This is a genomic window from Desulfitobacterium elongatum, assembly GCF_055378975.1.
Genome location: NZ_AP038772.1, coordinates 4,382,794 through 4,397,695 on the forward strand (window position 1 = coordinate 4,382,794; position 14,902 = coordinate 4,397,695).

General features: G+C 45.2%; 15 protein-coding genes and 1 tRNA gene. 5 read left to right on the top strand and 11 right to left on the bottom strand.

Translation table 11 applies throughout. The features are described 5' to 3' along the window. Window positions 1–167: 167 nt before the first annotated feature. Both ACZ42W_RS20605 and cdaA read right to left on the bottom strand, forming a co-directional pair. A complete protein-coding gene (locus tag ACZ42W_RS20605) occupies window positions 168–1,412 on the bottom strand; it encodes a CdaR family protein (RefSeq protein WP_464167130.1) in 1,245 nt (414 codons plus the stop codon). A gap of 2 nt (window positions 1,413–1,414) precedes the next feature. Next, a complete protein-coding gene (cdaA, locus tag ACZ42W_RS20610; RefSeq protein WP_464167131.1) occupies window positions 1,415–2,236 on the bottom strand; it encodes a diadenylate cyclase CdaA in 822 nt (273 codons plus the stop codon). 160 nt (window positions 2,237–2,396) lie between these two features. Between cdaA and ACZ42W_RS20615 the strand changes: the two genes are divergently transcribed. Beyond that, complete coding sequence (locus ACZ42W_RS20615) at window positions 2,397–2,726, top strand: nucleotide pyrophosphohydrolase (protein WP_464167132.1); 330 nt, start codon at window positions 2,397–2,399, stop codon at window positions 2,724–2,726. Window positions 2,727–2,733: 7 nt separating this feature from the next. On the opposite strand, the gene ACZ42W_RS20620 is transcribed toward ACZ42W_RS20615, so the two are convergent. Further along, window positions 2,734–3,759 carry a DUF1786 domain-containing protein gene (locus tag ACZ42W_RS20620; RefSeq protein WP_464167133.1) on the bottom strand — a complete coding sequence of 342 codons (1,026 nt, stop codon included), beginning with the start codon at window positions 3,757–3,759 and terminating at the stop codon, window positions 2,734–2,736. A 15-nt stretch (window positions 3,760–3,774) separates the two neighbouring features. Then, window positions 3,775–4,923, bottom strand: a complete 1,149-nt coding sequence (locus tag ACZ42W_RS20625) for a DUF362 domain-containing protein (protein ID WP_464167134.1) — start codon at window positions 4,921–4,923, stop codon at window positions 3,775–3,777. A 233-nt stretch (window positions 4,924–5,156) separates the two neighbouring features. Between ACZ42W_RS20625 and ACZ42W_RS20630 the strand changes: the two genes are divergently transcribed. From ACZ42W_RS20630 to ACZ42W_RS20645, 4 genes are all read left to right on the top strand, one after another. Further along, complete coding sequence (locus ACZ42W_RS20630; RefSeq protein WP_464167135.1) at window positions 5,157–5,999, top strand: CAP domain-containing protein; 843 nt, start codon at window positions 5,157–5,159, stop codon at window positions 5,997–5,999. 156 nt (window positions 6,000–6,155) lie between these two features. Next, complete coding sequence (locus tag ACZ42W_RS20635) at window positions 6,156–6,791, top strand: hypothetical protein (RefSeq protein ID WP_464167136.1); 636 nt, start codon at window positions 6,156–6,158, stop codon at window positions 6,789–6,791. 89 nt (window positions 6,792–6,880) lie between these two features. Beyond that, window positions 6,881–8,293 (top strand): hypothetical protein, encoded by a 1,413-nt coding sequence (locus tag ACZ42W_RS20640; RefSeq protein ID WP_464167137.1) that lies wholly within the window; start codon window positions 6,881–6,883, stop codon window positions 8,291–8,293. 189 nt (window positions 8,294–8,482) lie between these two features. Continuing rightward, window positions 8,483–9,481 (top strand): glycosyltransferase family 4 protein, encoded by a 999-nt coding sequence (locus ACZ42W_RS20645; RefSeq protein WP_464167138.1) that lies wholly within the window; start codon window positions 8,483–8,485, stop codon window positions 9,479–9,481. Window positions 9,482–9,594: 113 nt separating this feature from the next. On the opposite strand, the gene ACZ42W_RS20650 is transcribed toward ACZ42W_RS20645, so the two are convergent. The 7 genes from ACZ42W_RS20650 to hydF form a co-directional block, all read right to left on the bottom strand. Further along, window positions 9,595–10,296 carry a peptidoglycan recognition protein family protein gene (locus ACZ42W_RS20650; RefSeq protein WP_464167139.1) on the bottom strand — a complete coding sequence of 234 codons (702 nt, stop codon included), beginning with the start codon at window positions 10,294–10,296 and terminating at the stop codon, window positions 9,595–9,597. Between the two features lie 89 nt (window positions 10,297–10,385). Further along, window positions 10,386–10,706, bottom strand: a complete 321-nt coding sequence (locus ACZ42W_RS20655; RefSeq protein ID WP_464171122.1) for a hypothetical protein — start codon at window positions 10,704–10,706, stop codon at window positions 10,386–10,388. Between the two features lie 182 nt (window positions 10,707–10,888). Beyond that, on the bottom strand, window positions 10,889–12,154 hold the full coding sequence (locus ACZ42W_RS20660) for a CapA family protein (RefSeq protein WP_464167140.1): 1,266 nt from the start codon (window positions 12,152–12,154) through the stop codon (window positions 10,889–10,891). Window positions 12,155–12,258: 104 nt separating this feature from the next. After that, entirely contained in the window at window positions 12,259–12,756 is a 498-nt protein-coding gene (locus ACZ42W_RS20665) for a hypothetical protein (RefSeq protein ID WP_464167141.1), read from the bottom strand. A 132-nt stretch (window positions 12,757–12,888) separates the two neighbouring features. Next, window positions 12,889–12,964: transfer RNA gene (locus ACZ42W_RS20670), tRNA-Thr, on the bottom strand. 67 nt (window positions 12,965–13,031) lie between these two features. Further along, window positions 13,032–13,511 carry an N-acetyltransferase gene (locus ACZ42W_RS20675; protein ID WP_464167142.1) on the bottom strand — a complete coding sequence of 160 codons (480 nt, stop codon included), beginning with the start codon at window positions 13,509–13,511 and terminating at the stop codon, window positions 13,032–13,034. Between the two features lie 109 nt (window positions 13,512–13,620). After that, complete coding sequence (gene hydF, locus ACZ42W_RS20680; protein ID WP_464167143.1) at window positions 13,621–14,826, bottom strand: [FeFe] hydrogenase H-cluster maturation GTPase HydF; 1,206 nt, start codon at window positions 14,824–14,826, stop codon at window positions 13,621–13,623. Window positions 14,827–14,902 lie beyond the last annotated feature (76 nt).

A 14,902-nucleotide genomic window follows, 5' to 3' on the forward strand; every position in this document is an offset into this window, starting at 1 on the left:
AGGCGGCATTCCACAAATGATACTCATCCGCTGAAGGTGCTCCCTCAGAAGCGAGTGAGATAACCCTGGAGCTATTGAGTACGTGAGTCTCCGGTGGAGATTCACGCCCGAAGGTACGCTGCGCGAAAAGCTACTGACCCCAGACTTTCATACTTCTTTAAAGGTATCTACAACCCAGGCGTCCCCTTAGCCTTCAAACTGAACGTCACTTTCGGCACTGAAGTCATCTCGACCCCAGCAGGAAGCTGCCAGAACACCTTGCTATCAGGGTGATTTCCAGCAAGTAACCCACTGGCATCCACCCATAAGGAAATCTGATCAGCCGTTAATTTATCCAATACTTCTGGCAACGCCTGCACCGTGATATCGAGCTTAGGGACGGCTTGTTCGACTTCTAGATCTGTGGGAACATTCTTTATCACCACTGGAATTCCCGTCAATGTCTTTGTTTGGACAGCCTTACCCACTTTTGCTATCACTGTGAAATTCGTCTTAGCCCCAAAGGAAACTCCATTCGGCAAACTCACCCTATCCGAAGAAATCTCAAATGTCTTATCCTCAGTAATTCCCGTTAGATCGACGGGTCCAATATTTAGCATATCAAAGCCTTTCAGAGCTTCTGGAGCTCCAAAGACCTGAACTCCATCAGGAATCGTCTGAAGGGATCGTACAATCATCCCTTCTGCCGGGGTTCCTTTACTTAACACTTTTATCGGAATCATCTTATTCCCAAGCCCTTTGGTGAGAATTGGGATGATGATATCCACACTCCCAGGATTTGCTGTCAAGGTTTCCACACTGGGGTCAGGGCCAAAAATAGCTTGCCCTGCTTTATCTCGGAAAAGAATAGGTCGAGAGACTTGCACCGTTTCCGTAGCCCCAGCAACACTGACCTCTACAAGGACTTTATCGACTGAAGCTAAAAGTGTACCTGGTCCCCTAACATTCACCACATCGGGTTTGAGGATTGCTTCTCCAACTTCTTTTCCCTCTGCCGGTACCCCAGTCACATTTAATTGAACAGGAAGCATTTTTTCCTGTACCGTATCTAATTGAAGAGTCACTCGATTCGGGGTAAGCTCGGTTATCTTAATATTAGGAATGGGATCCATCTTAACTTCATAATCTTGTTCCCCCGGCTTGCTTCCCGTGAGATCGACATACGCATATAAGTCCTTTACGTTAACGCTCGGGTTGGATCCTTGTAAGCTTACTCGAATAGAGGGTAGCTTAGTCATAATCATCGAATTCGCGGGCAAATTCTTCGTAACAAGCGGTATGTTCAGGATTTGATCCCTATCTAAAGTCTTGCTTACTCCTTGGCTCGTACTCGTTACATAAAGCCAAAAAAGAATAGCCAAGATAAGGGAAATAACTTTATAACCCAAGTTGCGCTTTAACATCTCATTCATATTTATGACCTCCAAAAGGATACAAAGGGTACAGAACTCTTAGTTGTATTCACTTGTAGCTCGCGGCTTAATATCTCTCTTAAAGCTTTCTCATCGAGGAAGCGACTGAGTACCCCATCGAGAGCTACGGAAATCGCACCCGTCTCTTCCGAGACAATAATAACGAGAGCATCCGAAACTTCGGTCAACCCAATCGCCGCCCGATGTCGGGTCCCTAGTTCTTTCTGGATATTCATGTTCTCAGAAAGAGGCAAAAAACAACCTGCTGCGGCAACCCGATCTCCGCGAATAATTACTGCCCCATCATGAAGTGGGGTATTCGGAATAAATACATTCACAAGAAATTCAGAAGAGACGACACCATCGATTTTGATTCCAGTCTCAACATAATTTTGCACACCGGTCTCCCGCTCTAAGGCCATTAACGCCCCAATCCGATTTTTGGAAAGAACTTGAGTACAACGCACTAATTCCTCGGTCACTTGACTCAAGGCCTCTGGACCAAGTCCCTGTGGATGGCGGATGAAAAAACGTCCCCGTCCAATTTGCTCAAGTGCTCTACGAAGCTCGGGTTGAAATACAACCGGCAAAGCGATAAAGAGCATCTGCCATACTTGATTAAGCAGCCAGCTCATCGTCGTTAACTGAAGAAACTTTGCTGAATTCGATAAAATAAGTAGAACTATAATACCCTTTAAAAGCTGAACAGCTCGGGTTCCTTTGATCAGCATCAATAACTGATAGAGAACGACCGCAACTACAGCGATATCTATAATACTACGCCAATCGAATGCAACACTGAGTTGCGAAAAAAACTGAGCCACGGTCTTCCTCCTCTATCGTTTTCATTCAAACCCACTTCTTTCGATTCTACATGGAGGCCCTGAATCCCTTGCCTGTCTTAAAAATTTATTTTACACTATAGTGAACAGAATATAAAGGAAACTTACTTTAATTGGAGTTATTCCTTTAGGAGGTTTTCACATGGATATCAAAGACTGGCAAAAGCAAGTAGATGATTGGATTTCCCAATTCGAAGAAGGTTATTGGCAGCCATCCTCGATGATGCTCCGTCTGACAGAAGAAGTCGGAGAACTCGCACGGGAAGTCAACCACCGTTATGGGGAAAAACCCAAAAAACCAACTGAACCAGAAGGAGATTTAGCCTTAGAAATGGCTGACATTCTCTTCATCATCGTCTGTATGTCTAACTCCTTAAACATCGATCTTGAAGACGCCTTTGCTCGAATGATGGAGAAATACCGTCTTCGCGATAGTGACCGCTGGACAAAGAAGCAGGAGCCTTCAGATTAAAGGAAACTCACTCCACACTATTTAGGCCCTTTAAAATCCCAAAACATCCCGTTAGCATCATATCTCCATAGGGTGCGACTTCATACCAACCCATACTCTTTGCCATCTCTCGGCGCGGTCCAGCCACTGCGACAAAGTCCCAACCCGGCCTCATGTCCGGATGGAGAGCTACACCATGCCCACCCGCATCGTAGACTTCTTCATGAGTGAGGACTGCCTCTTGGAAACGTCGAACTAAGTCATTTAGGGAATTCTGATCGAGTGCACTGGTATGTTGCTCAAAAATGCCATACACTCGGTTCCCCCGCACCGCAACCCCTAGTGCGTGTGAGTTTCCGATATTGAGAGCAATAATTCCCTCACTTAAATGCTTTTGAACTTGCGGATCGGTCATAATTCCCAGAATCGCTGCAGTTCCAGTATCGGTTACGACTGCATCTGGAATAATTTCGCGTATCGCCTGCATGCGAGTGTACACTGTTGGAATATCTTGAACAAAAATGAGTTCTTCCAAATTCCCACCCTTAGCAACAAATTCTTTCCAAAGTCGAAAACGCAATGTTCGATTACTCTCATAGATGCTATATCCATGATCCTGAACCGCAACTGCATATTTCTGGGGAGGAGTAATTTCGAAGGCAGTTAAAGCTTTTTCAAAGGACTTAACATCGATGTCTCCCATCCAGATTTCCAGAGCTCCGTCAGGAGCTTTTTCAGTGATCTTAACACCCATTTGCTTAACCTTATCTAGGCTATCATGAAAGGTCAAAGCAGTTTTTGGGGTCGCATACGCTTTCAGCCCGGCTTTTATATGCTGCATCAAAGCGAATCCGCACGCTCCTCCACCCATCAAATGCCCGTAGAAGAAAATTTCCTTTCCCAAACGCGTTGCTTCTCGAATTTCGTTGGCTACAATTTGCGTCCGACTTGGGACTACAAACTTAGGGCAGTTTTCTATATTCTTTCCCGATTGATAGACGAGTATATCTTGCGTACCCGAGCCGACATCAATGATCAAATAATCTTCGTTCATCAAACATCCCTCACTCTATCGAAATAGCCTCCGACCCAGCCTTGGCTTAACAATTTCTACCGCCTGATGTGGGCAGAGTTCTTGACAGCAGAAACATCGGATACAGGCCTCCAGATCAATCTGAGGTCTGTTTTTTTCATTGAAGACCAAAGCCTTCGGCGGACAATTCTTTACACAATCCGAACACCCGACACACCGATCATGGTTGAACATAGGTCGTGGGCGGACTCGATTTAGCAAAAATGTTTTCACACTTTGCGGGACAGGTACCATATCTAAGAAATTAAGGGAAACCGTCTTGGGAAGCTCGAAATCCTGGACACGCCATAGCGACCGAGCATCTCCACCTAGCTTAACTTCTTCCATACGGCTCACAAGTCCTCTTTCACGTGCAGCCATTATAGTCGGGACTTTCTCAGGTTTTAACCCAATCAGATGGGTAGCGACGACATCCAGCGCAAAGGGATCCTCGCTTATGAGAAGCGCCCCGACCGACCGAGGCTTCCCTGCTGAGGGGCCATCCCCCTCCATACCAACGATCCCATCCATGATACTCAACGTCGGCTTGACCCAGGTCGTGATATCCACTAATAAATCAGCAAAGCTTCGGACATCAGGCATTCTAAGATGGTACTCTGCTTTAAGCAGCCCTGGAATCACCCCGAATAAAATCTTGACCGCTCCAGTGAAAGTCATCATGCCATGTGTCTTAAGTTTCGATAAAGGAATAACAACATCCGCATCAAGGACATTCTTAGTAACGGTTAAACTTTTAACGATCTTCCCCTCTGGGTGAGAGACAACTTCCTGACCAACATCAAGATTCAATTCGGCGCCTGTTCGCTCAGCGACTTCCTTAAGCCCGGATCGAGCATAGATGCTTTGCAGTGCTGAAACGGTATAAGGCCCCCCTGGACTATCTCCAATAATCGGAATTCCGCCCGCTTCTTGAACCAGTCGTACGACGGCCTCAACGACACTCGGATGAGTAGTCACCGCTTCTTCCGGGCGTTTCTTCATCAGTAGATTCACTTTCAGAAGGACCCTTTGACCGGGCTTAACGAACGCCTCCATTCCACCGAGTTCTTTGAGCCCTTCCTTCAAAATCCCTTCAACACCCGCAGTATATTCTGGACAATATTTTAAAACGACTTTTGAGCCCACTAAGCTCACGTCCTCTCATTTAAACAGAATACTACTATTATACCCTTTTTACTTCGTTTAAGGAAACTTGCATCTTGTGGAGTCTTACTATTCCAAAATAGCAAAAAAACTAACAACTTCATCGATTGCTCTAAGTTGGAATCATATACCACTAGGTTTATCTTATTCATAATGCTATACTCTGTTTGTGCCGAAATGGACAACACATTAAAAAAATGTTTATGGAGGTAAAAATGAAAAAGATTAAAAATGTATCTATTGGTATACAGACACTTGTTATACTTTTTGGACTTGCAGTCCCAGCACAGGCAGCAATTAACGTTGGGACTTCTTATTATCAATCCGGCGGTTCTGTGATTTCCCTTCGTTCTATTACTCCCGCCGTAACAACAACGACTCCTACGACTCCTGCTACTGCTCCAACAAATACTTCTACGAATACTTCAACGCAACCAGGTACCACGCCATCAATTTCGACAACCCCGGTTGTTTCCTCTCCCAATGGGGCAGGTAGTGTTATCTCGCTTAAAAATTATGGTTATAAAATCCCAACAACAACTCAGCCCAGCACAACACCTACCACTGCACCAGCTCCGACGCCAGCTCCAGTTCCTACGTCTCCGACACCAGCTCCGACAACTCAACCTTCACCTCAACCGACAACGAGTCCTGCCTCAGTTCCTGCGGCAACCTCGGTAAGTGCTCAGGAGCAACAAATGATTGACGAGATTAACAAGGAACGTGCCGCTACAGGTTTGTCTGCTCTTAAGATAGACCTACGTCTCGTGGGAGTAGCACAAACCAAAGCAAGTGATATGAAAGCAAATGGCTACTTTAGCCATACCTCTCCGACGTATGGGACTCCCTTTGATATGATCAAGAAAGCCGGTGTTCAGTACCGTTATGCAGGAGAAAACATTGCTCGTAATATCTCGGTCGATGCAGCCATGGCTGCCTTCATGAGCAGTGATGGTCATCGCAAGAACATCTTAAATCCAGCCTACACCCATGTCGGTGTCGGAGTCGTTAGTAGCAGCACAGGCAACTACTATGTCCAAGTCTTCGCGCAGGAATAGAGTACTTCTTAAATTTCAATAAGAAATAGCTAAAAGACAAGGCGTGACCCCGAGGTTGCGCCTTGTTTGTTTTTCGAACTCGAATTTTTCAGTAACAACTGAGCCGTAACCTGAATAGAATACCCCGAAAACACTATAAAGGAGGGAAAATAACACATGGCTGACGTTCCATTCGATCCATATCAAGAAAGAGTCTGCATAATCGTTGAAAAAGTCTTCTTCAGCTGCCAGCAAAGAGAATGTTTCCCAAATCTCGAATTTGCTCTCCCTGGTACCGGCGGCCCCTTCACGTTTGTAAGCATTACATTTAACAATGGAGTGATTCTCCCTGACAGTATCGTTATCACTCCAATTCCAGGCCGGCCTAACTTTGCTAGAGCTCAGTTTACCGTCCGGATTTGCTTCACTGCAACCGTAAGAAATGCTGCTGGCGTACTCATCCCAATCGCAGGTTGCCTACCTGACATCTTCAAGGATATCGTCATTTACAATCCACCAACCCGACCTGAATTTGACTTCAACCTCAGAGTTGAAACCCGCAGTGAGCTCCTCGTTCCAGCGCTAATCTCAGGGAATAACCTCGTAATCACCGTAGGTTCCTTCGTTATCTCCAAACTTACGGGCTTTGTTCAACTCGCAATCGATGCCTTTGGCTATTGCCCAGAGCCACCGTTCTGCGAAGAATTCCCGACCGAAGAGCCATGTATCGACTTCTTGAATCCGAATCTCACACCTTTCCCAACCGATTTCTTCCCACCTCAATTACCCAGTCCGGTGCCTGGCATCCGTTAATCCTTTGATGACTCAATTCTCTCGATAATCTAAACGCACTAGGGCTGTCACCTGACAGCCCTTGCGTATCTACCCAGGAGGTGTGAAAGTTGCCTGCTTTTTCTCCATCGTCTCAATCCTGTCTGATCGTAAACGAAGGCTCATCCTTTTACCTTGAGACGAATCCTCAAGGCATGAGCTTATCCTCGACTTCAAGTAACCTTCTCCTTTTTGAACTCAATGAACCCATCTTTCTTGCTCAGGGATTCGCTGAAGGAGAGAATCAAATTCATATCGCTTACCTTAAAGCGACAGGTGAACTGTGTTACTCCATCATCTCCACAACTGGGGAACATCAAACCACGACGCTCGGGAAGCTGGATACGAGGACATATCGTTATGATCGACTCATTCTTCTTCCGGTCGATAAGGTGATACATATCTTCTATGCGGCTTCTCACCTCGCCCTTCCCGATGTTTGGCGAGTGACCCATCTTTTCTGGAATGCCCAAATTTGGCGGTCAGCACAATTGGGCGAAGTTGTCCACCCAGGTCATCCTCTTTATCACGTACTTATCGACTCAAAGGCCAACCTTCATGTGTTCATGATGACCACCTTAGGAAATCGTTCCGTTCTCATGTCTAGTCTCTTCAATGGAACCTTCCATGTTTGGTCAAAACGCCAAGAAATCTTAAACATTCCCCGCGAAGTCATCGATATGGCAGTTCTCCTTACCCCTCAAAATACGGGCTATATCTTCTGGGCGGCGAAACAACCTGGAACAGACAAGTTCGAAATTGGCTTTGCTTCTCAGCAGCGAGTGTATGATTTTACGAGTGCTTGGCAAATCGAGGCCAACCCAGCTATTAATATCACTGGCCCTTGGAAAGGACTCGGAGCCATTCCTTCTGAAGGAGCTCTTAATTTACTGATTAACGCTGATCAAGCAAGATTACTTCAATTCAAAAACCAAAACTGGAGTTTCGCCTCGAGCTTACCTTCCCAGCGTTCCCCCTTACAGATTGTACAAAAGACAGAATCTGTCCTCAATTACACGGCCTGGCTCAGCGCTGACTCTAAGACTTCTACTCCTCTATTCGCTCGTGAAGTCGGCTTACCCGTTATCTCAACAGCTCCAATCCCTGAGGAGCGCCTTCTAAACCCACTGCTCCCATCGAGTAGTGAGGAGTTAATCGCTTCAGTCTCTCCTGAGGAAGTTCCCCCCGAAATCGAGACCCTAACCGACACACCTCACAGCTTTGAAAACGCTCCTGAAAATCCGGAAGCAAAAGAGGCCCTCGTCTCATTGATCAATGGTATTCAAGTAACAACGTCTTCATTAACAGGCGAGCTACAAGCCTTAGGAGAAAAAGTTGATCCAATCTCCGAGGTCCTGGAGGCCCTAATGAAAAAGAATGAAGAAACACTAGAAGCCCTCCGTCTCCTCGAAGAGAGGGTCAGCTTGAAAATTGAACGTGAAATTGCTACAAAGAAAGGATTTTGGGCACGATGGTTCACATAAGTGGAAAGATGAAGTATGGCGAACTATTAACTCTTTATCCTCAACTCAGATCGATCTTCCAGAAATATAGCATACCCGTCTCAGGCTGAGGGATGCGCTATTTACTCAGTATGAGTATTGAGCAGGTTGCCCAGCTCTACAATCTAACTCCTGAGACAATGATTAAAGCCTTGCAAAGGGGTATTTAATGTGAAAGTTCTTTTTCAAGTGCGGCAGGATTACCGAAAGAATCCTGCCGGAGATACCGTCCAGCTCTTAGCAACAGCCCAAGCGCTAAAAAACCTAGGTATTCAAGTTTACCTGTCCCTTGATCCGCACGTTCGACTTGAGGAATATGACTTGGTTCATATTTTCAACGCAACTCGAGTCTCCGACTCCTCACAGTATTTTGAAAATGCCAAGAAACAGCAAAAACCGATTGTTCTATCCCCTATCTATTGGAATATGGGAAAGTTCTTAGAGAAAGGTGAGGGAAACTCTGCAGCGCTAGCTCAATGGGAAGCCCATCAGCCCTGGAGAGGGCAGCTGCTCCAGGATTCTGATCTGCTCCTGCCTAACGGACAAATGGAAATGGATATGATTCAAAACGACTTTCAGGTCACCACTCCCTATCACGTTATACCCAACGGGTTTCCCGAAGAGTATCTAGGAATCGATGGCTCCTTCTTTCGTGAGCAATGTCCAGGCCTTCCAGAGCAATTTGTCCTTTCCATCGCTCGAATTACCTCACGGAAAAACCAAGTTTGGCTGGCACAGGCTTGTTCTGAACTGGGGCTTACTCTCGTCTTAGCGGGCCCGATCAATGACCCTAAGTATTTCGAGCAAGTGCGCTCTTTTCCTAATGTTATTTATCTCGGCACCTTACAAGGACGACTTCTCGCTTCAGCCTATGCTGCTGCTAAAATTCATGCAATGCCGAGCTGGTTTGAGACCCCTGGACTTTCAAGTCTCGAGGCGGGGGCCTGCGGAGCAGTCGTCTTATCGACGGATCAGGGCTGCACGATGGAGTACTTTAAGGATATGGGAGTCTACGCTAATCCCTTTGAAGAAGATAGCTTAATACCGGCTTTGGAACGAGCCCTAAAATGCTCTCCTGATCCGTTAACAAAACACATACGAGACCATTACTCCTGGTCAAGGATTGGGGAACTGACTCTGTCTGCCTATCGGGCTTTAGTGGAAAAATGAATAGAGATGTAAAAAAACGAGAGCATTCACCTTGAAGTGATCGCCTCGTTTTTTTAATGCTTGTTAACTTTGGGTAATTACAATTTTTTAGGCAGATTTTAGGGGGACTCAGGTTAATTTCCCGTGCGAATGAAATCCAATACTCTCTGACAGGTGGCATAACGATCCGACCCTGATAAAAGGATAGCCCGTTCGATTGGCTTATAGGCCCCCCCCACAACGTAAATTTTCTTCGCAGCATCGAGATATTCTTGCCCAACCCCATCAAGGTAGAGAACAGGCGCTTTGAGGAAATCTGCCAAGTAACCCGCTGCTCTTTCATCTGGCCCACGCCCGACTAAAATCATATGCTCCACTTTCTTGTCACCTCCTGAGCCTTCATCAAGAATTTCTTGCATCTTCCTATCAATCGCCGATAATAAATCGTCCCAAGTGCGCCCATAAGTGCTTAGATACTCAATGGGGTCTGTATGATCTGTTTCCCCATAAGCTCCTGATACACCACGGTGAGACCAAAGCCTTTCTTCCATCCAACCATATCGGATACACGCATCAGCTACTAACCAAACCGTGCGCTTCCAGACTTCCTCAAACCTTGCTGGATCCTTGACTTGTGGTTCACACATCTCCACGGAAAGAAAACGATGATTAGCAGTATACCCCGCATGCCAAGCGACCTCGCTCTCCGGAATTGTCCGCATAATCTCGATCCAGTCCACAAAATAGTGTGCAGAGGCTCCTCGGTAAGCACTATTAAAATAATTGAATTCATTTTGCGCTGTTGCACCAGGTGTCGCCGTGGAATGGATAACCATCCCTTGAGGTTCAAGGGCCTCTCGAGAGCGATTATTAACAATCAGCTTCTCTGTAATGCTGTAAACCGTAAAACTCCCCTCCTTTTCAACTATTCTTTAGGCGCTCCATTTTTCTGCTTATTATAAACGTAATGGAAAAAGTCATGGGCAAAATTAGACCCTTTCCCAATGACTAACCCAGTAATGATGACTCCCACTAAGACATCCTTTGTCTGTATACCGATCAGCTCTAAAGCATTTATCTGCGTTTCATAGGCCAGGAGGATTCCTGTCCCGAGGCTAATCAGTTCTAACGTAAGTGGGCGAAATTTATCCTGTAGGAAAGGGATGGAATAAACTAAAGTCTTAAAAAGATCGACGACTTTCTCGACAACGACGGCCAATAGCATCACTAAGCTTAAAGCATCCACTCGAATCTCTCCTTTTTCTAATCGCTCAATACTCACAACTCCCCTTCTATAACTTATTCGAGTTTCGCTATCTGGTTCTTTGAAGACAAAAAAATGTCTGTCCCTTTAAATATACAAGAGAGAACAGACATTTTCCTGAAAAAGCTGTCACCTATACCTATAATCTTGCTATTTCCTAACAATCAGCCTTTCGTGTTAACGTGATAATTCGACCCCAGTCGTTCTTGCGTAACCTTTAGTATATTCTCGAGCATAGGCAAATCCTTAGTCGAAAGGATCTTTTCTTCATTGGCTTTGATCTTTCGAATGGTTTCCTCCAGTGGGACCACACGAAACTGCTGCTTGCCCTTTTCATAGTAACTGTGAGAATACGTAGGAATAATACGAACCTCTTCTAAGCGGGTTGTTTTTGAAATGCCGACTTCCGGAGTGTCCGAGCTTGAGCCGTTACTAGAGGAAAATCTCTTCTCCTGGAGGAACTTGAGCTCTAAGATGACCCCGCTATTTCTCTCTTCTCCCCTTTGGTCTCCGATAAAGTTACCGAGAGAATACGCTACGAATTTGTCCCTTCCCCCAATATTAAGAACTTCGACCGATTGAAGGACATGGGGATGGCTTCCGATAATTGCATCCGCCCCTGCCTCCAAGAACTGATGAGCTAAACGTCTTTGTTCTTCAGTCGGCTCAGGGCTATATTCAACTCCCCAGTGTAAAATTAATATAAGCACATCCACTTGGGGCTTGAGCTCCGAAATATCTTTTAGTATCCGCTCTTTTTCCAGGATATTGATGAAATACGAATGCTCTTTAGGGAGACCAATTCCATTCGTTCCGTAGGTATAGGCGAGATAACCCACTTTTACCCCACGAATTTCCTTGATGAGGACGCCTGAATCCGTCGCGCTCTTCTTCGTCCCGAGCGTGTCCAACCCTGCCTTCTCTAGGACCTCCACCGTTCTCAGGGCTCCGTTATATCCTCGGTCTAAGAGATGATTATTAGCCGCAACCACGCCATCGATTCCATAGTCCTTTAAGTGCTGAGCAATAGCATCTGGGCTGTTAAAGAGAGGATACCCCGTGTACCCGGTTGCGGGTCCCGCCAGAGCTGTCTCTAGATTCGTTGTGCAATAATCCCCCTGCTCGATTAAGTCTTTGACTTCTGAGAAGAAATTAAATTGATAAGACCCATCAGGCTGCCCCCCTGACCAAATCAGGGTATTATGCATTAATATATCTCCGAGCGCCGTAAGGGTGATTATTTCTTGCTGAGGCTCAGGCACGAGTTCTGCTTGTTTCTCCCCTGAAACTCCCTCTAATAAGCCTTCAGAATTCCCCTCTTGAGCCGGAGGGATGAACTTCAACGACGGCTGGGAGTTACAGCCAACAAGCGTTAATAAAAGGGCTAGAATTATGACCGTGAGAAGCGATGCACGACGCAATATATCCATGACCCCCTTAATAAAACGGATATATTATTGTTCGTTTCTATGTCTTATTTGTCCTGCTTAACTTCACATTGGTTTCTGACCTGAGGCTCCTAGATTATAGAACTTTATTTATTCTTTAATTTATATGAATGCATGGATTTATTTTTTATAATCGATATCGGCTTATCTTGCTTAAAAAGTTTGGTAAAGAAAGCTAACGCTAAACCAAAAACGGCATGTGCGGTCATCGTGACAACCACGCCAGTGGGATCTTGAGGTAACTTCTCCCCCGCTATTCGACTAACTAACATACCAAAAGCACTTACCCAGACAACTAGCCCAAACCCCATACCCTTTAACCATAAGTTCTTTGCGCCAAAAAGGTAAATTACATACACAAAAATCACACCCAATAATGACGTAAAGGTAGCATCTGCAACAGCTCCTATGAGATAAGCGAACTTATCATAGAGGTGCTCCTTGCGGAGAAAGATTGACGCAACAATCTGCCAGAATAAAGCCTTTGAATAACCGAGCGAAAAAAGAATATAATTAGTAATTATTTTCATCACATCCGCTAGAATCCCAATCATAGCTCCTATCAGTATTTTATCTTTAATCAATACAATTCCCTCCTGAATTCAGTTGAGTAATTAACATTATTCCCCTCTGACATTTGCTTTATTATGGCTACCACTTTCCTTAGAGTACAACAAAAAACACCACGATTTCTCGTGGTGTTTAAGTATTCCTTATGGAGCCGATGGCAGGACTCGAACCTGTAACCTGCTGATTACAAATCAGCTGCTCTACCAATTGAGCTACATCGGCTTGTCTTGCGACTTGTTTATATTAGCATAACCCTTTTAAATTTTCAACTCCAAAACCAATAATTTTTTTACCAATTTTTTATAGCCCCATCAGGCAAATCCAAATAAAGATAACCCGCGAAATCATCCGTAGAACTACAAAATGGCTTAAATCCGACGGCTCGCCAAAAATGTGCTGCCCCTTCGTTCTTAGGTTGGAGAATTACTTGTTTGACCGGGGTCAATTTCAGTTCTTCAAGAAAGATATCGGCAAACTTCCTTCCGATTCCATGATGGCGAGGGCTAACCCGGAAGTGTTCCCATTCTAGAAGTAGTGTATAATCCGCTGGAATGCTCTTTTCGCACTCAGGGCCAGCCTGGGATTCCCTGACGCTTACCTTGAACCGGAGCGTAATATAGTATAGTCCGAAACGGTAAACGACCTGCCATTCAGTCCCGTAACCGAGATAGGTAATATCGGTTTTAACTTCTGAATGGGATAGCTCAGCAAGGAATCGAGCTTGATCCAGGAAAAATTCCTCATCAAAGACAACGAATGGGACAACCATAGCCCTCCCCCCCTTTGATGATAAGAACGTTCGCGAAGAAGCTTCTGAATCCCTTTTATCTCACTGGAGGTTTTCTCTCCGGATCCTTTCGTACTTAAAAGCGGGAAGCTTAAGAGTCTTTTAAGTCGGAGAAGATTCCGAGAGAACGTTCTAAGATGCCTGTTAGATAGGCTAGAACCACTCCATAATTCGTGATCGGAGTGCTATTGTCTCGGCAAATGTTAATTCTCGTTTCCATCGTCTTTTGGTTCAGCATGCAAGATCCGCAGTGTATAACCAAGTCATATTCCTTCAGATTAAGCGGAAAATCCTGTCCCATTTTAAAGTCAAACTGAAACGTCTTACCCATCTTCTTCTGAAGTAGGTTCGGAATTTTGTAGCGTCCGATATCCTCATGAGAGTGATTATGCGTGCACCCCTCTGTGATGAGAATCCGAGCATTATCCGGTAAATTCTTAATTACCTGTACTCCTCGAGCAAACTCCTCCAAGTCCCCTTTATACCGCGCAAATAGGATAGAGAAGGAGGTAAGGGGAATCGAAACTGGGACAATTTCGCTGACTGCTTTGAACGCTTGAGAGTCTGTGATGACTAAATCGATGTGTTTCAAATCCTGAAGCGCAGACTCTAATTCACTATCTCGCACGACATAGCTTTTAATACCATGATCTAAGCAATCTCGAATGACTTGAACCTGGGGAAGGATAATTCGACCCTTCGGCGCTTCAGAGTCCACGGGAACCACTAGAACCACGATGCCATTAGAGGGAACTAAGTCTCCTACAATCGGAGGTTCTGTCGTACTCTCCTGAACCCTTTGGATTAGTACCTCTTTCAATTCAAAGATTCCTGTTTTCTCCGTAGAGGAAACGATTAACGCCTCTGGATAGCCCTCCTGAACTCTGAGCCGTTCCTTCTCGCTTACACGATCCGCTTGGTTGATAACCAATAAAAAAGGAATCTTAAATCTCTTGAAATTATCCTTTGCCTCCTGAAACAATTCAGTATCTAAGTCCGCTATATCCATCACATAAAGCGCGAAATCGGTCTTTTGTAGAACCTTAAGGGTCTTCTCTACCCTTAAGCCACCCAGTTCTCCCTCATCATCAAGGCCTGCCGTGTCAATGAACACGACTGGGCCGAGTGGAATAAGCTCCATTGTCTTGCTTACGGGATCTGTAGTGGTTCCCTTTACGGGTGAAACAAGAGAGATATCCTGACCGATAATGGCATTAATGAGCGAGGACTTACCTGCGTTCCTCTTCCCGAACAAGGCAATATGCGGTTGGTTTGCAATAGGTGTCTGGTTGTTCATAGATCGAGCTCCCTTTCTACACTTTGAAGTCGCTTTAGCACCCGTTTGATATATTCATGATCAATAAACATCTATA